This window comes from Polaromonas sp. LjRoot131, assembly GCF_964252805.1.
GTDB lineage: Bacteria > Pseudomonadota > Gammaproteobacteria > Burkholderiales > Burkholderiaceae_C > Polaromonas.
In genome coordinates this window covers 470,399-487,652 of the sequence record NZ_CAXUPF020000003.1, presented here as the reverse complement: position 1 = coordinate 487,652, position 17,254 = coordinate 470,399, and the positions used below count along the sequence as shown (strand labels likewise).

General features: G+C 57.1%; 16 protein-coding genes and 1 tRNA gene. 12 read left to right on the top strand and 5 right to left on the bottom strand.

Annotated elements, in window-relative coordinates; translation table 11 throughout:
• Window positions 1-72 precede the first annotated feature (72 nt).
• From ACSQ27_RS16920 to ACSQ27_RS16905, 4 genes are all read left to right on the top strand, one after another.
• Window positions 73-990, top strand: a complete 918-nt coding sequence (locus ACSQ27_RS16920; protein ID WP_436156658.1) for a YicC/YloC family endoribonuclease — start codon at window positions 73-75, stop codon at window positions 988-990.
• Window positions 991-1,051: 61 nt separating this feature from the next.
• Complete coding sequence (gene gmk, locus ACSQ27_RS16915; protein ID WP_436156657.1) at window positions 1,052-1,672, top strand: guanylate kinase; 621 nt, start codon at window positions 1,052-1,054, stop codon at window positions 1,670-1,672.
• Between the two features lie 41 nt (window positions 1,673-1,713).
• Window positions 1,714-1,917: a DNA-directed RNA polymerase subunit omega gene (gene rpoZ, locus ACSQ27_RS16910; RefSeq protein WP_348046396.1), complete on the top strand. Its 204-nt coding sequence runs from the start codon at window positions 1,714-1,716 to the stop codon at window positions 1,915-1,917.
• 110 nt (window positions 1,918-2,027) lie between these two features.
• Entirely contained in the window at window positions 2,028-4,274 is a 2,247-nt protein-coding gene (locus ACSQ27_RS16905) for a RelA/SpoT family protein (protein ID WP_436156656.1), read from the top strand.
• 11 nt (window positions 4,275-4,285) lie between these two features.
• Here ACSQ27_RS16905 and greB read toward each other — a convergent pair whose 3' ends face one another.
• The 3 genes from greB to ACSQ27_RS16890 form a co-directional block, all read right to left on the bottom strand.
• Window positions 4,286-4,852, bottom strand: a complete 567-nt coding sequence (gene greB, locus ACSQ27_RS16900) for a transcription elongation factor GreB (RefSeq protein ID WP_436156655.1) — start codon at window positions 4,850-4,852, stop codon at window positions 4,286-4,288.
• A gap of 44 nt (window positions 4,853-4,896) precedes the next feature.
• Entirely contained in the window at window positions 4,897-5,151 is a 255-nt protein-coding gene (locus ACSQ27_RS16895) for a hypothetical protein (RefSeq protein ID WP_436156654.1), read from the bottom strand.
• 139 nt (window positions 5,152-5,290) lie between these two features.
• Window positions 5,291-5,367, bottom strand: a tRNA-Arg gene (locus ACSQ27_RS16890).
• 267 nt (window positions 5,368-5,634) lie between these two features.
• Between ACSQ27_RS16890 and ACSQ27_RS16885 the strand changes: the two genes are divergently transcribed.
• From ACSQ27_RS16885 to ACSQ27_RS16850, 8 genes are all read left to right on the top strand, one after another.
• Window positions 5,635-7,002, top strand: a complete 1,368-nt coding sequence (locus ACSQ27_RS16885; RefSeq protein ID WP_436156653.1) for a tyrosine-type recombinase/integrase — start codon at window positions 5,635-5,637, stop codon at window positions 7,000-7,002.
• 31 nt (window positions 7,003-7,033) lie between these two features.
• Window positions 7,034-7,591, top strand: coding sequence for a hypothetical protein (locus tag ACSQ27_RS16880; protein WP_436156652.1), 558 nt, complete (start codon window positions 7,034-7,036; stop codon window positions 7,589-7,591).
• A gap of 28 nt (window positions 7,592-7,619) precedes the next feature.
• On the top strand, window positions 7,620-8,327 hold the full coding sequence (locus ACSQ27_RS16875) for a hypothetical protein (RefSeq protein ID WP_436156651.1): 708 nt from the start codon (window positions 7,620-7,622) through the stop codon (window positions 8,325-8,327).
• Between the two features lie 288 nt (window positions 8,328-8,615).
• Complete coding sequence (locus ACSQ27_RS16870; RefSeq protein WP_436156650.1) at window positions 8,616-8,987, top strand: hypothetical protein; 372 nt, start codon at window positions 8,616-8,618, stop codon at window positions 8,985-8,987.
• Between the two features lie 67 nt (window positions 8,988-9,054).
• Complete coding sequence (locus ACSQ27_RS16865) at window positions 9,055-9,747, top strand: DUF6988 family protein (protein ID WP_436156649.1); 693 nt, start codon at window positions 9,055-9,057, stop codon at window positions 9,745-9,747.
• A gap of 145 nt (window positions 9,748-9,892) precedes the next feature.
• On the top strand, window positions 9,893-10,396 hold the full coding sequence (locus ACSQ27_RS16860) for a helix-turn-helix transcriptional regulator (protein ID WP_436156648.1): 504 nt from the start codon (window positions 9,893-9,895) through the stop codon (window positions 10,394-10,396).
• Window positions 10,393-10,605 (top strand): hypothetical protein, encoded by a 213-nt coding sequence (locus ACSQ27_RS16855; protein ID WP_436156647.1) that lies wholly within the window; start codon window positions 10,393-10,395, stop codon window positions 10,603-10,605. Before ACSQ27_RS16860 ends, ACSQ27_RS16855 begins: the two co-directional genes overlap by 4 nt.
• 638 nt (window positions 10,606-11,243) lie before the next feature.
• The gene (locus ACSQ27_RS16850; protein WP_436156646.1) at window positions 11,244-12,128 is read left to right on the top strand and encodes a type IV toxin-antitoxin system AbiEi family antitoxin domain-containing protein; all 885 of its coding nucleotides are present in this window, start codon (window positions 11,244-11,246) and stop codon (window positions 12,126-12,128) included.
• On the opposite strand, the gene ACSQ27_RS16845 is transcribed toward ACSQ27_RS16850, so the two are convergent.
• The gene (locus tag ACSQ27_RS16845; protein WP_436156645.1) at window positions 12,105-13,007 is read right to left on the bottom strand and encodes a nucleotidyl transferase AbiEii/AbiGii toxin family protein; all 903 of its coding nucleotides are present in this window, start codon (window positions 13,005-13,007) and stop codon (window positions 12,105-12,107) included. The two genes, ACSQ27_RS16850 and ACSQ27_RS16845, sit on opposite strands and share 24 nt — an antisense overlap.
• A 162-nt stretch (window positions 13,008-13,169) precedes the next feature.
• Window positions 13,170-16,970, bottom strand: a complete 3,801-nt coding sequence (locus tag ACSQ27_RS16840; RefSeq protein ID WP_436156644.1) for a hypothetical protein — start codon at window positions 16,968-16,970, stop codon at window positions 13,170-13,172.
• Between the last annotated feature and the right edge of the window lie 284 nt (window positions 16,971-17,254).

The window sequence follows — 17,254 nt, the reverse complement described above, 5'->3', positions numbered from 1 at the left end:
AATTTGGGGCTGCCCGGGCGTGACAATGTCGGCCTGGGTCTTGGTTCTCTCTCTAGTAAAGCGTATCTACAAATGTCAGTTTACAGCATGACGGGTTATGCAACCGTGCAATCGAGCATGGCGCAGTCCGCCCCGGAAACTGAATCGGGCCCGGACGCCAACTCCCGTCTGGGTGTCGAAATACGCTCCGTCAACAGCCGTTTCCTGGACCTGGCCTTCCGCCTGCCCGACGAACTCCGGCAGGCCGAACCGGCCCTGCGCGAACTGCTCACCGGCAAACTCAAGCGCGGCAAGGTCGAAGTGCGGGTGTCGCTCGAAAGCGCCTCGTCGGGCAACCTGCGCGCGCCCTCGTCGGCCACCCTGCAGCGCCTGGGCTCACTGGAAGACAGCATCAAATCCTGGCTGCCGCAGGCCGGGGCGCTCAGCGTCGCAGATATTCTCAGAATTGCGACGAATGAAGACAAAAAACCACACGACTACAGCGATGAGCTGCTCAAGCTGGCCAAAAAGGCCCTGAAAGAGCTGATGGCGGCCCGCGAACGCGAAGGCGCCCGCCTCGCGGAGATGCTGCTGGACCGCACGGCGCAGTTGCGGGCATTGGCCGCGCTGGCCGTACCCATGGTCCCCAAGCTGGTGGAGCAGCAGAAAACCCGCTTCCTGGAGCGCTGGAAAGAGGCCATGGCCCTGTCCGACGGCGGCGCGCTGCCGGAAATTGCCCAGGACCGGGCCCTGACCGAAGCCACCGCCTTCGCCATCCGGATCGACGTGGCGGAAGAAATCACCCGGCTGTCATCCCATCTCGACGAAATCGACCGCCTGCTCGCCGGCGGCGGGGAGCTGGGAAAGCGCCTGGATTTCCTGATCCAGGAACTGCACCGCGAAGCCAATACACTGGGCTCCAAATCCGCCTCCCTGGAGCTGACCCGCATCTCCGTGGACATGAAAGTGCTGATCGAGCAGATCCGCGAGCAGGTCCAGAACATCGAATAAGCCCCTGTAACGCCCGACAGCCCCGCCCCTCTAATAACTCAGCACTCAACGCCCTGTACGCATGGACTATCCCGGAAACCTTTTTGTCGTGGCCGCCCCGAGCGGGGCGGGCAAATCCAGCCTGGTGAAGGCCCTGATGGAGCTGGACTCGCGCATCCAGCCCTCGGTGTCCCACACCACCCGCCCTCCGCGCGGGCAGGAAAAGCACGGCAGGGAGTACTTTTTCCTGTCGCCCGAGGATTTCGACGGCATGGTGTCTCGCGACGCCTTCCTGGAGTGGGCCCATGTGCACGGCCACCGCTACGGCACCTCGCGGCAGACCATCGAGGAGCGGGTGGCCCATGGCGCCGACGTGATCCTGGAGATCGACTTCCAGGGCGCCATCAACATCAAGCGGATTTTTGCCAATGCGGTGCTGATCTTCATCCTGCCGCCCAGCTGGGAAGAACTGCGCTCCCGCCTGCAGCGGCGCGGCGAGGACAGCCCCGAGGTCATCGAACTGCGGCTCAAAAACGCGGCCACCGAGATGGCCCAGGCCCGGGAATTCGACTTCGTTATAATCAATGAGTTGTTTGAGCGGGCAGTTTTCGACCTGAAAACCATTGTGCATGCCCAGCGGCTCAAGTTTTCGGCCCAGCGACGCGCCCGTGCCGAGACCTTCCAGGCCCTTCAAATTCCCTGATTTCAGCGCTTTTCACCTTATCGATCACACCGGAGATCACCATGGCCCGCATTACCGTCGAAGATTGCCTCGAAAAAATCCCGAACCGTTTCCAGCTGGTGCTGGCCGCCACCTACCGCGCGCGCATGCTGAGCCAGGGCCATGCCCCCAAGATCGAAAGCAAGAACAAGCCCGGCGTGACCGCCCTGCGCGAAATCGCCGACGGCAAGATCGGCCTTGAAATGCTGAAAAAAGTCCCCTCCTGAAACACTGTTCAGGCTCGCAAAAAAGCACCGAATATCGGTGCTTTTTTCATTTTCAGACCTCCAAAGTCCATTTTTTTCAGGTTTTTTTCATGCCGCGATACATTTAAGGCATGAGCGCCATGCTTTCGCCCGTTGTTGCCAGCAAATCGACCCCGGCCGCCGCCAATGCCGCGGCCGCGAGTTTTGCCGCGCTCACGGCCAGGCTGGACTACATGAGCGCGGCCGACATCGACAACGTCCGCCGCGCCTACCGTTTTGCCGATGAGGCCCACCTGGGCCAGCTGCGCAACAGCGGCGAACCCTACATCACCCACCCGATCGCCGTGGCGCAGCAGTGCGCCGAATGGAAGCTGGACGCGCAGGCCCTCATGGCCGCCCTGCTGCACGACGCGATTGAAGACTGCGGCGTCACCAAGCCCGAATTGATAGAGCGCTTCGGCGCCCCGGTGGCCGAACTGGTGGACGGGCTGACCAAGCTCGAGAAGCTGGAATTCAACACCCGCGAGGAAAACCAGGCCGAATCCTTCCGCAAGATGCTGCTGGCCATGGCGCGCGACGTGCGCGTCATCCTGATCAAGCTGGCCGACCGCACCCACAACATGCGCACGCTGGGCGACGTCCCGCGCGCCAAGTGGACCCGCATTTCGCGCGAAACCCTCGATATCTACGCGCCCATTGCCCACCGCCTGGGCCTGAACACCACCTACCGCGAGCTGCAGGACCTGTCTTTCCAGCACCTGCACCCCTGGCGCTACGCCACCCTGACCAAGGCGCTGCAAAAGGCGCGCGGCCGCCGGCGCGACGTGATCAAGCGGGTCCAGGGTGAGGTCGAGTCGGCCTTTAGCAGCGCGCAGGTGCCCGTGCTGATCTCGGGGCGCGAAAAGACGCTGTATTCCATCTACCGCAAGATGGACGAGAAGCACCTGTCCTTCGCCCAGGTCACCGACCTCTACGGCTTTCGGGTGATCGTGAAGGACCTGACCGCCTGCTACACGGCGATGGGCGTGCTGCACCAGCTCTACAAGCCCCTGCCCGGCAAGTTCAAGGACTACATCGCGATCCCCAAGATCAACGGCTACCAGTCGCTGCACACCACCCTGGTCGGTCCTTTCGGCACGAATATCGAGTTCCAGATGCGCACCGAGGCCATGCACGTGGTGGCCGAGTCCGGCGTGGCGGCCCACTGGCTGTACAAGGCCACGGACCCGGACAGCGACGCCTCGCAACGCCTGGGCACGCAGTGGCTGCAGTCGCTGCTCGACATCCAGCATGAAACGCGCGACGCGGCCGAGTTCTGGGACCACGTCAAGATCGACCTGTTCCCCGAAGCGGTTTATGTGTTCACGCCGAAAAGCCAGATCATGGCCATGCCGCGCGGCGCAACCATCGTGGATTTCGCCTATGCCATCCACAGCGACGTGGGCCACCGCGCCGTGGCCGCCAAGGTCAACGGCGAACAGGTTCCGCTGCGCTCCGAACTGCACAACGGCGACGTTATCGAGATCATCACGGCTTCCGTCTCCAGCCCCAACCCGGGCTGGCTGGGTTTTGTGCGCACAGGGAAGGCGCGCTCCAAGATACGCCACCACCTGAAAACCATGGCGCTGTCGGAATCGCAGGACCTGGGCGAAAAAATGCTGGCCCAGGCGCTGCGCGCCGAGGGTATAGAGCGCGAGCGCCTGCCCGAGGACGATGAGGCCCACCACGCCACCTGGGAAAAAATCCTGCGCTTTACCGGCAACCGCACGCGCGCCGACCTGCTGACCGACATCGGCCTGGGCAAACGCATCGCCAGCATGGTCGCAAAGCGCATCGTGACCCTGCTCGCCGAGACCGGTGAAAAACCCAACGCGCTGCTGATGAGCCGCGAGCGTTACACCGCCCATGAGTCGGTGTCGCAAGGCGCCCTGGTGATTGACGGCAGCGAAGGCGCCTCGGTGCAGTTCGCGCCCTGCTGCCGGCCCATCCCGGGCGACGGCATCGTCGGCTACCTGGGCCGCGGAGAGGGCCTGGTCATACACACCGACGACTGCGCCGTCGCCAAACGCCTGCAGCATCGCGACAGTGAGCGCTTCATCGCGGTTGACTGGTCGGACGAGCCGGTGCGCACTTTTGAAACCAACCTGCTGGTCACGGTGTCCAACGGAAAGGGCGTGTTGGCACGCGTCGCGGCCGCGCTGGCCAGCGCCGAAGCCGACATCACCCATGTAGACATGGAGCAGGAGCCCTCGCACGACGCGACCGACCTGCGTTTTGGCGTGGCGGTGCGCGACCGTGTGCACCTGGCTTCGGCCCTGCGCAGTGTCAAGCGCACGCCCTCAGTGCTGCGGGTTCAGCGAGCCAAGTCGACCGGTTAGTAGCGGGCTGCTCAACCGGCCGTACGCTCATCAGGCGCCGGGTAATCCACCTTCAGCACCTCCAGCGTCTGCAAGCCTTGCGGCGTCACGAGGCTCACCTCATCCCCCACCCGCGACTTGAGCAGCGCCCTGGCGACGGGCGATATCCAGCTGATTTGCCCCAGGGCGCTGTTGGCCTCGTCGATGCCGAGTATGGTCACCGTGCGCTCGGCGCCGCTGTCATCGGCATAACTCACGGTCGCGCCGAAGAAGACCTGGTCGCTGCCGTGATGGAGGGAGGGATTGCTGATCTCCGCGATCTCCAGCCTCTGCGTGAGGAAGCGGATGCGCCTGTCAATTTCCCGCAGGCGCTTTTTGCCATAGTGGTAGTCGCCGTTTTCCGAGCGATCGCCGTTGCTGGCAGCCCAGTGAACGATTTCCACCATCTTGGGGCGCTCGTTGTCGATCAGGTCCAGCAGTTCTCTGCGCAGGCGCTCATAGCCCTGCGGTGTGATGTAGTTTTTGCCGCCCGCGGGCAGCGGCGGGAGCGCCGGCTCGTCGTCTTCGGCGTCGGTTTCTTTGGTAAAGGCTTTGTTCATGCTCCGGCCACCATAGCATTCATGGCCGCCGGCCGCGAATGCCTCTAGAAATCTTCCATTTTCAGCGTCAGGGGATTGTCTGGCGTGTAGTTCACGCCCGCCACGACCAGGTCGGCGGCCCGGGCGTGAATCATTTCAGCATCACGCTCGTAGGCTTTTTTGAGGGAGTCCGGCTCCGGCACGGCACCGAAGAACTCCTCCATCGCCTCGCGCGAAATCCTGACCGGAATGGTGCTGCCTGCGTGCGACAGGCCAAAACTCAGCCAGTCGCCGTGGTCCTCGACGTTCAGTGATCCCATGTCTCTCCTCCGGAATGAGCTTCCAGAATAGCTGAGCGGCTGGTGGACGTACAGCCCCGGAAAACCACTAAAAACACCGGCGCAAAGAAAAATAGCCTAGAGGGGTGAGCCTCTAAGCTATTGAAATCACTAATAAAAGTGGTGCGGCTGGCAGGAATTGAACCCACGACCCCTTGGTTCGTAGCCAAGTACTCTATCCAACTGAGCTACAGCCGCTAAGCCTCAAATTATAGCTTATTTAAATGGTAGGGCGTGAGTGACTTGAACACTCGACCAAAGGATTATGAGTCATGCCAGCGGTTTTACAGTCCAACGTCATATCGCATCAAGCGGGTTCAAGACGTCTCAGAGCGCATCAAGCCGATTTAGAAATACCCTTTTAAATCAGTCACTTAGCTGGATTTTTTTCCTCGACAGTCATACATTGACGAACAAAGGAGCAACAGGACGATTACGAAATCGGTAACTGGGTACGAGTTAGCAATGCACCAGCGACTAAATGCCTCGAGGATAAAAAAATCAACTCAACTCGCCCACTCGACAGGCCGTGAGCTGTGGTTGAGTGACGACCATGGGGCTTACGGGATGGGCCGGTTGGTTTTACGGATCTCACCAGGCGGAGCCCGGCGCTTCTATTACAGGCCGCTCCGTGCAGCTGGACAATCAAAAGCCGTTCCTCTTGGGCTTTATTCCAGAATAAAGCAGATTGGATACCTGACCCTTTCTCAAGCGCGAAAACAGGCATCCAATCTAGGAGTATCACTTGAGAACTCACCCATCGTCGATGGGGGCGAAATAGCCACCCCGACGCCAACACCTCCAGCAATAGCACCGCCTGCGGACAACCCAAGACCTGCAACTACAGAGCCTTCAAACCTTAGCCTTATTCAAATGTGCCGCTCATATGCCCGGCACCTCAAGGACACCGGTAAATCCTCTGCGCGAGAGGTGGAGCAACTGCTCGAGCGGTTCGTTGCCCCCTCTGAGCTGGCGAACCAGCCAGCGCGACAAATCACACCGATCGCATTCACCAATTTTCTGAGGGAAGTTATCAGCGAATCCTCCGGCCGAACCGCAGGAAAAGTGCGCTCCTACTTGCACGCCGCATATGCTCGCGCGCAAAGCGCACAGTTAAATCCGTCAGCACCCAAATCACAACTTGACTATGGAATCGAATCAAATCCGATCTCCGGAATCGACTCATTAGCACAGTACCAGACGGCCCGGACTCGCTACCTGCGCGACGGTGAGTTCAAGGAGATATGGCGGCGTATTCAATCGAAGACCAAACCCACCATAGCGAAGAGAGGCTTACGCCTGTGCATTTTGTTAGGCGGGCAGCGTGCCGAGCAGGTGGTATCAATCAAGGTTGCTCATGTTGACCTTGAAGCCGGAACAATTCTGCTCTTCGATGGGAAAGGACGCCGCGTAACCCCGCGGCAACATCTGCTTCCCCTTCTCCCCCACGCCATGGAAGAGGTGCGGTGGCTAGTGAACTACGCAAAAAGTGCCCACTCATCCTACTTGCTACCAGGCTCAAGACAAGACACCGCGCTCAATGCTGAGTCGATTTCCAAAGAAGTATTGCGGATCCGCCGCGAGTTGGAAGCGGAGGGCCTTTGCGCAGAACATTTTGAGTTCTCAGACTTTCGCCGCACTATCGAAACAAAACTGGCGTCGTTAGGCGTTTCTAAAGACCATCGCGCGCAGCTTCAGTCTCACGGTCTAAGCGGTGTTCAGAACAAGCACTATGACAGGCACGACTACATGCGTGAGAAGCGAGATGCTTTGGCACTCTGGGAGAAATATCTATCGACATTAACAGAGGACCTTCCGTCAATCGCGAGTTGAGCAGGCCCGCACACACTGAAGGAACTAGCATATGACCACAATCCCGGACGACGCGATTACTGAAGCTATTCAGTACTTCGGCATGGCGCATGTGCAACGCATTCAACAAGAGCTGGTCGAGGGCATGCGTAACGGAGAACCACGCGGATATGTCGCGCTCCGCGGATTGCTCGGACAGCTTGAACAAATCTCGCTGTTGACGGATAAACAGGTGGAACTCGCGACAGATTGGAACGTCATTGAAGACCTGCAGGATCCCGAGCTTGCACCGATGCTCTCGCCGGCCCGATACATCAGTCTGCTCGGGATCGACGTCGAAATGTTGTCTCGGAATGCCCAAGTGTCTGTAAGCGCAATCACGGAGAGGCCAGGCACGGCCAAGATCCAAGTACATCTCAGGAAAAACCTCCTCGTCATCAAAGCCGCCTATGACGCATCAGGCAGCGATCTACCGAAAGCGCTGCATTGGTTCCGATCAGAACAGCTTTCTCCATTTGGTCAAAGAACCGCGGAGAAAGCAGTTGCGGACGGCCGAGCGTACGACGTGATCCGCCTGATTGAGTCCCTCCACGCGGGCGCTGCAGGCTAGTTATCTGCAATTTCGCCAGGAGTATTCAGTGCAGCTCAAAGGTATTGAGGCAGTCAGCGTGGTCGATCAAATCAGGTGCGATCGATGTGACAAGGAAGTCCATCGTACCGAGTCCGATTTCGAACAAATGACGTCCATTGGCTTTGACGCGGGCTATGGTTCGATTTTTGGTGATGGGAATAGAGTGGAAATCGATTTATGCGAGCCATGCTTGCGTGCAACCCTCGGTACCTGGCTTAGAGTGCTTGCGCCCTGGAGTATTGATCAAATGCCCTTGTGGCAAGTTTGGACCGCTGTCGGGCGGCCGCTACCAATCATGGACAGCCAGAATCCCGGTCGCTTTATGCATCCATACAGAGTGCTGACAGTCCAGGAGATGGCGGATCATCTGAAGTGCTCGCCCGAGGCGGTTTATGAGCGCGCACACGCCGGTGAATTCATTTTCCTTTCGTCGCCAGACCGAGTCGATGACCAGCGCTACCCTGCGTTTCAGCTCGATGAACGCTTGGACAAGTCGCTGCTGAAGCAAATCATCCAGAAATACCTTGAAGCCGACGTCAGTTCGACCTTGCTCTGGAGTTTCTTGCGGAGCCCGCAAAAGATATACGCCGGCCTGACCGCCATTGAAATGCTGCTGGGCGGTATGCCGCCTCAATATGACACTCTGACGCCCGAAGAAAGGGCCGACATATTCCTCGACGTGGTGGACGAAGAGATTTCCCGCGTGCGCTGGTAGCCTATTCGATAAAGAAAAGCTCGAACATGGAAAAGTTGACACCTTGGTTTGATGCCAAGTTACATTCTCCGTCCCGCGAGGGATGGTACGACTGCAAAGAATGCAACGCCAGGCATTATTTTAGGGATGGGCTTTGGTACAGAAACCAAAAATCAATCCGTGACGGAAACATGACGATCCGGAAGATGCACTGGAGAGGTCTGAGACGGGAGTCATTGGTCACAGGATTTTGATTTTCTCTGAAGCGCTGTGGCCTTTGTGTTCAACAGAAACCGCAAGGAAGTGCGTATGAAATCCTCCGATGTGACCGGGGAAGATACTCCCGACGACGAAAAAGAAGTCTTGGTGCCAGAAGACTTCCCTCACGATCCATTTCCCACTACGCTGACCGGCACGCAACCGAAAGTTGCTGCACGTGAGGTCGATGGCCGCTATGTGGTTGGCCTGACTGAAGAGGAACGCCGTGGACGGTACCTTATGTGCATAGATCTTGTAGAGCAACTGACCGACTACACCGAAAGGAAGCGCATTGAACGCCACGATCTGACTTTGACCAAGCTATTGGATGAGGTCGATGTCGGCATCAGGCGTAAGGGATGGGAGCTTGGCAAAGTCGAGTTCGACTGGATCATGAGTAGATTGCGATCGCATTTCCTGTGAAGCCTAAAGAGCACGAATGTGACGCGTATGCATACGCTTGCCAACCGCACATTCGAGGATATGCTTGATGCCCATGAGTTCCCCCGAGCCGTCGCCCAGTTATCCGCGCACCTTGGATTTGAAAGGGATGCTCCGGCGTTCAGTGGAGCTCGACCTCGCGGCGCTCGACATCCTGCGGCCAGAGTCCTATGAGTTGCACGAAGAGGCGCTCGACACGGTTCTTAGTTTCAGCGCGGGCGAACTTGGCATCCAGCACGCGCGAGCGATTCGAACGTTGGTGGCCGAAGGCTTCGATCCGTCGGCAGCGTCTTTGTTGCGGCTCCAATTCGAGGCACTGGTCAGATCGATCTGGCTCGCTTGGGCCGCCGAAGAGAAGCATCTTTTGGCGCTCGATGCCGAAGTATCGCTGGACGCTGAGCTCGCGGCCGGCAAGGCGCTGCCAGGCGTCACATCAATGATCAAAGCTTTGCGCGATGTTGGCCCGTCGGGGTGCTTTGAGATGCTCGACGGATTCCGGGCAATGATTCTGCCGACGCTGAACTCGTTCGTGCATTCCGGCTTCCATCCGTTGAAGCTGCGAAGCGCCGGCTACGATGAGAATTTGATGATCCGATTCTTGAAAGACTCTAATGCGATCTTCACCATGACAGCCATGCAGCTTGCCGCCCTCACAGGCGACCCGGAGATCATCTCGCCGATGTCCAAAATTCAACCGCACTTCGCCGACTGCCTGCCACCTCTTCTCAGATCAAGCGCGTAAGTGTGCCGGTGCCATTTCGAGGACTCAACTTCTATATTTGCTGTACAGCTAAGAATGCATCAATAGCTAAGGAGTGTGAAATACATTCGTCATTCAGAAGTCGAATATATTCGACTATCCCTATGGCTTCTGCTATGGTGCCAGCATGGCCATCCTCAGTGAACTTTCGCATGTTGTAAAACGCCAGAGATCCGACATGGGTCTCAGCCAGGAACGTCTTGGTGAGTTGGCAGGCCTATCGCGTGCAACGATCAACGCGCTTGAAACCGGGAAGCTAGCCAATCTAAGTCTCACGCGTGCCGAACGCTTAGCTAACGTGTTGGGTTACGGCCTGGGGGTTACGGGCATCCGCAAGTCAAAATCAGATGAACAACCTGGCAACGCGCTAGAAATGGCAGCACGTTCAGGCAGCATTAGCTACAGCGAGCCTATACCGCCCGCCACCCTGCGTCACGCACTGGTCACCGGCACAATTCCTCCCAAGCACATTGCACAGATGCGGGCCGTGCTTGACGAGGCTCCGTTGAGCGTGCTGTCTGCGGCCGTGGCTCAAATAGAGTTGGAGAACGGTGCGTCGCGCAAGGTAACGTGGCAGAGAATGCGCCAACTGGCAGGGGTAATGGCCTGTACCCGCGATATCTGGTCTTGACTGAGGTCCTCCTTCACTGCGGGAAAGCCGTCAATCGCGCCGGGCTCTGGAAAGAAAGCGCAAAGCTTGACCGCGACACGCTGCCGACGGTGGGCCACGTCATGGCGTCGTTGGCCAGGCTCGCGGACGTGCCAACCGAAGTGGATGCCGCGCAGATCGAGAAGATCAACGTGCATTACGATCACGCCGTCCGCCATGACCTGTATTGACGTCGCGAATCCTTCGAGGTGGCATCGGGACTTGGGCAACGTCAGATGCTTTATCTTGGGCGGATCAAACCCTAAAAGCGCTTCCGCTCAGGATCGTCCCTGACGAGGTGAGAGACCTCTCTGTGTTAATTCGCGTCGCAGTGTGGTTTGTGACCGTTCAACTGGCATCCTCTCCGACGGGTACGTCAGCCGGCATATTGGCTTGTCTCTGCACTTCGCCAGATCCGCAGACTCGCAGCGCTTTCCGTTTCCTTATTGCGATTGTTAAAAGCACTAGTGCTATGAAGCATTAATGCTTCATAGCATAACACATTTTTCTTTGCCCGTAAACTCTATATTTCTCAACCCGAGCATTAAAATGAAGCATTAATGCTTCATTTTAATGCTCGAGGGTGCTCAGATGATGCTAGCTTTGCCTCTAAATTTCTTCTTAATGGTAAGAACCTTAGAGCCGCACGGCTGAGCCAGGAGATCGGAAAACTAACAAAAAATGTGTTATGCTTTGCAGCGTTAACGCTGCAAAGCACAATAGGTCAATCTAGAAGCTTGGGTGGTCAGTATTTGCCAAGATTAAAAGATTACTTCATACTTGGCAGCATCAATGCTGCCAAGTACGTTCATACACATCAGGAAATACTATGGCACGCTCTCGAATTCAGATTGCCAAAGCAGACATAGTCAGTCACTTCGATCAGCTTCCTAACCCTGTTTTGAAGCTCAAGGAAGTGAGGGATATTCTCACGACGCAAAGAAGTTTTTGGCGCCTAGCTGCCAACACAACGGCTGCCCAGTTCATCTCTTTCCTTAAAGACCATTCAAAGCTGAAGATCTACGAGTTCCCATTTCCTCAGCGCAGTGAAACTGCATACGTATGGGGGGATGTTCCGCTGCTCCAAGTTTTGCTGAATATCAAAAAAAACGTTCACTTCAGCCACTACACCGCTGTGCGCATGCTTGGGCTAACTGAACAAGTTCCCAACAGCATCTATCTCACGAACGAGAGAGCAACCTGGCCAACAGATCCACCTGAACTCACTCAATCAGAAATTGACGATTCGTTTAAACGTCCCGAGAGACTGACGGCCAACTGGATTGAACAAGGTGACAAAAAGATATTTCTACTCAACGGCGCGGGCACAGGGCATCTGGGCGTAGTTGTCCAGCCGGCAAACGACGATGACGGCCGGGTAGTGCAAGCGCGGCTAACTAATATGGAACGCACCTTGATTGACATCACGGTGAGACCAGCATATGCCGGAGGTGTATTCGAGGTAGCCAAAGCTTTTGAACTGGCGAAAGACCGAGTCTCAGTGAACAAGCTAGTGCCGATGCTTCGCAAGCTCGACTTTGCTTACCCATATCACCAAGCCATAGGGTATTACTTGGAAAGAGCTGGCTACAAACCTGCGCAACTGGATTTGATACGCCGTCTACCTATGGTGCATGATTTCTATCTTGCCCACGACATGCCTGATACCAGGTATGAACAGGCTTGGCGACTATTTGTCCCAAAAGGGTTTTAATTTATCGATGAGCTTCAGCACGTAAGCGAAGTAGAAGTCGAACTCCTTGAGTTTGAAGTCTGGGGTAACGGTTGCTTCAACTGACGAATATGCTGCCGCGTGAAAATCATGGGTTTGCCCAACCTTCCCCAAAAAAGCTAACGGCACTTTCTTCAACTCGAACATGGCGGCCAGTATTTCAGCCGCCTTGTTCGATGTCATATCCAACTGCAACGTGTCCACGAGCACAAAGATGTCCAGAAAATCACGAGGGCGGGGGGTGCTGCCACGAGTTCGCTTAACGATTGGCCCGTATTCGGGCATTTGCTGGCAAATTGCACGGAGCTTTTCACAAACAATCATCTCGGGCGAGTAGACGTAGATGAGGTAGCCGTCAAAATCGAACTCTTGCTTGTGCTCAACATACTCAAAGCGGCTGATATCGATCAAAAACTTGGGGCCTTGGCCGAGATTGATCGATAACCTTCTCAGAACCTCAATGTCAGTGGAGTTGGCCTTGAAAACTTCAGCGGTGACAAGCTTGAATTCCACTTTGTAGCCGCCCCAGAAATGCTTCATGTCATCCGAGATGGCCTTTGGGGTTTCACACATCAAGAAATCTATGACGTGGTAACCCTCGGCCTCGAACTTTTCGCTCAGCGCTGAAGCAATTTGAGACTGGACCTCCGCAATTGCGTCACCAAAATCCTGTTTCAAAGAAAAGTCCAAGTCGACGGATGCGCGCGCGCTGACTTGATGGATTAAGGCCATGGCATTGCCACCTTTGAGGACGAGTTGCTCCAGCAGTTCATCCTCCGAAAACATGGCTTGGATGGCCCAAGACTTAATCTGCACTAGCAGCTTGCCAAATTCGTCCGAGTTAGTTTTTGCTTTCGCCATGATTGCCTATAGTGAACCACGTCAATTTTCCCACTATCTTCGCCACAGGTGAGCCGGTATTTGGCATCTGCCTGAGCCTCCCTCCTCTGACGCTTGATGCCACACCGCAATATCGACCTGCCGATCGACCTGTGGCAGGCGGGGTGGCCTGATTTGACAGGCTCAAGACAGACCTGTGACCGTGAAGAGCTCGGTGCTTAGCCAAGAATCCAACGTCGAAATTCTCACGAAATGGGTAGGCACACGGTAGGGCGGGTGAACCATCCAGTAGTAGATGTCCCTGCTGACGTACAGCTCCACATAGCGCTCTGGAACTTCGGCGGGCTTCGGCCATCCTAGGAGCTCCAGCATTCGGGTTCGGTGCTGCTCCAAGAAGATACCTCTGCGGAGCACCTTTCCAATCTGGCCCTTGTCGTCGTCCTTGCGCCCAAAAATCTTGTCGCGAATCCGGCGACCGTCCTTCATTGTGTAGGCCGGCTGGTTGTACTTGCATTCGACCGCGACCAAGAGATTTTGATCGGGCCAATACGCGAGGACGTCGAAGTCACCAACATCTTCGAATCCTTCATCCCGAAACCTCCGGTAAAAGTCGATGCCTCGCGCGACAAACGAGGTGTGCCTGCGGAAGATCTCTTCACTGCGGAACTCCAGCCGCTTCTCGATGCTGGCCTTCACCTGCCGAACTGCGGGTTCGATGTTAGGCCAACCGAAATCGGCAGGCAGGTAGCCATCGCGCACCGACGACATCCAATTGAACATGCAGCGACTTGCCGCCTCCGCGCCCCAGCGCAGCTCATCACCGAGCCGTACCAGTGGGCGGATGGCGTATCGGTGAACGCGCTTGCTATGCTCCCAGTAGGGTACCTCCTCCTCTTGGACGTCCCGGCCGGCCAGTCGCAGAAGGCCGGTCTCTGAGAGGGTCAGGAAGGCAACGATGCGCTCTGCCTTCTCCTGTCCAAGGTCCTTGACCTCCGAGGCAAGCTTCTCTGCCAGTTTGACTCGGCTTGCGCCATACGAAAGCGACAGATCCTTGGCGAAACCATGGTGCTGAGCTTGGGCCAGCACGGATATGGACGTGAACAGGTCCGACAGGTTGAACCCAAGGTCGGTCTCAAAAGCGTTGTTGAAATCGACTGACTCCAACAGGGCCTCCGACTCGCCCTCGACTACGTCCTTGCGGTTTTCTCCCAGACCAAGTCGTGTCTTGGCGTACTCACGCGCGAACCGAATCTCCCGGTCATTGGAACCGTCGGAGTAGAAGACCTCCGGGATGAACGAATCGTTGATGGTGACGCCCGCAACATCGAACCCGTTGTGGAGGACGTCGCTGGCTCCTGCAAGCGACATAAGCCAGTCAACTTTGCCGACCAGCTCGCGCAGCACATCGGGAGTGACCTCACCGGGTCCAGATGCTTGGCTACTGACGGCCTTCTCCAGCAAGTATCGATAGTGACGAGCTAAAGTGCCGTATCGCTCGCGCGCCTCTTCAACAGCATCAACTCGGTCATAGTCCACCTGGTGAGACAGGCTCTGGCGGGCTCTGTCAATCCGCCCTCGCTCGGTGGCTAGGAGCGCATCGTGCTGTTCGATGCAAGCTCGAATCAACTGAAGTCGGTCGAGCTGAGCGAGCCGCCCTTCGATGCGAAGCCTGAACTGGGCGCTGGCTAGGTCAATTTTCTCTTTGGCCTCAGACAGCGCGTATCGGCCAGGCGCCATGCCTAGGTCTCGGATCACCTCAGCGAGTTGCTTGCGAGCCAGCTTGTAGTCGGACATCCTTGGAATGACCACCGGTGGGTGGTCGGGAACGTCGACGCGCCGAGTGGCGACCCGCAGCGTGTATCGGGCGAGCTCACCTGACTTTGATAGAACTGATTCTTCCAGCCCCTCCGGCAGCGACATGCCAAGGGCGTCGTGGCTCTTGCGCACCGCCTCCACAAGGCACTGCACCTCGAAAGTCCCGTTGGTAGCGTCAGTCAAGCCTGCGAGTACCGCACGAACATCGACATCAAGGTGAACAACTGCAGCTCTACCGAAATGTCCTTCGGCAGCAGCTACGACCGGACCTGCATTATTAGCCGCGCCAGAGTCCGCTTCACCATCGTCAGTGATGGTGCTGGACGCGCTGCGTTTGCAAACAAACAGAACATGGTCAAGCTGGAACAGGGGCGCGGCGGCCAGCAGCCCACGGCACCTGAAAGAGCTGTCGGCGAGAATCTGGATGAACAGGTCGACCATGCGCCCATCTTCCAAGTCCAGGTCGCCCTTGATTTCCAGCAAGGCTTGAACAGTGCAGGTGCCGACGAGCGTGGAGTAGGCGATGACCTTGCGGCCGCGCGAGCTCATCTCGATGACGCCTTCGGTCCCTGGACGCAATCGCCAGCCAGATGTGCGATCTGGAAAGACGCGAGGAGCCCTTGACCAGAACTCCGCGAGTACCTTGAACCGCCACGAAGTGCCCCAGCTTGGGTCGAGGCTGATCATCGTGGGCTCGACGGCGCCATCAACCAGAACCGCGTCGGTGTCCTTAAATGAAGCGAAGAGATCGACAGGACCGCGGGAGAAGGGATTTAGGGCCGACCCCTGCCTATCGCAAAAAGCCCAGTAGCGCTGCAGATCCTCCAGATTCTTCAGGCTGTCGAAGATGGTAATGAGATCCGCGAGCGGCAGGAGTCGCAACGGTTCGTCTGGATGGTTCAGGAGCCCCGCAGTGGTAGCTGCCAAAGTAGGCGCGAGGATAATGCGCAGCTCATCGGCTGACGGGCCATTGACGCCGTCCTTCGAGAGCAGGACCTCTGGGCCTCCAGCGATCTTGAAGCGAATGTGCGTTGCTTGTCGGGCCTTGGCCAGAACGGCGGCCGCAACCGCCGACTGCTTGTCAAGCAGTTCATGATCGCAAGCGCAAACAAGGTACACACCTGTCGGCGCGGAGGTCACACTGCTGATGGGCAGCTCTGTGCATATCTCGCCGCCGAGAATCAACATCAGCGGCCCTGGCAGCGTGTCGTAAAACCGTTCGAGGACAAACTGGCCCAGCCTCCTGTGCACTTGAGGGCTGACACCCGAAGCGTTCTTCTTTGCCCAGTGGTCGACGACTACCCCTGGAGCGCTTCGTACCGCCATCGGATACCAGGTTCCGGCGACATTGACGCCCAAGAAGGGAACGGCATCGCCAGTGAATGCTGCGTCGCCGAACGATTCCCACGTTAGCGGAGCCTTGTAGCCACCGACTTCCCCTTCGAGAGAGGTTCCCGCGCGCTGGCGGCGGGCGACAGTCTGTCGAGCGATGTTTTGCAGCACGTCCCTGCACGGAAGCCAGAAATCTTCCGGGGGAAGTTCCACAAGGCCGGATTCGGTATCGACAACAGGGGACTGCGTGAGGTGTGGAATGGCTTCAATGATCAGTGCCTGCAGCTCGACGACTAAGTCCATGTGGGCCAGGGCGTCGGGCACATCGGCGTAGGTGATTCGAAAGGCTTCCATGAAGTCCGGAACCCGCTCGATGCTACTGCCGTAAAAGACCGGTACGAACCGGTCGCCGAGGCTCACCTTGGTCTGTCCCCAATCCGCTTCAGGAGAGAAGTCTTCAAGGGTAGGAAAGTGGGGCCAGGTGGCATAAAGTGCATCGACAAACTGTTGGAAGTCGGAATAGCTCTCGATTCTTCTACTGCCGCGTCCTTCGAGCGGGGTGTCCAGGAACACACACCATGCGAACGCATGTTTGACGTGGCTACCGGAATTCGCCGGCCAGAGCTCGGAAACGCCGATCGCACGCGCTACGTCTGCGGCATCGTACTGGCACAGGAGGGCGCGGGTCTCCCTTACTTGGGAGAGGAATGTGTCCTTCACCTGTGTGCGCTCGCCAAAATGGTCAGGCATGCTGATCATCTGGCGAAGTAGAAAACCAGGATCCTCCGCGATCTTGGCAAATCGTCGCTCGCGCTTCTCTCTGGACTTTCTACCCACGAGGCCTCCTTGACGTTCTTGAAAGCTCACCTGTTGCCGATTTCTGGTACTACAGCGCAGCAGAGGAAATACTTGCGACCCAGCGCATATTTATAGGTGAGTGGACAACACTTGCCTAGAGCGAATGTCGGTCGTCTTTTACGCGACCATAGAGTGCTCGCAAGGCACCGAGCCTCGGCTAACTAATTTACCTTGCATTGCTGTCGACAACTGAAATATTCGAGCGGCTAACTATCGAAAATTGTCGATTATCGATAGTCAGCCGCTGAGACTGCTTTGGGCCA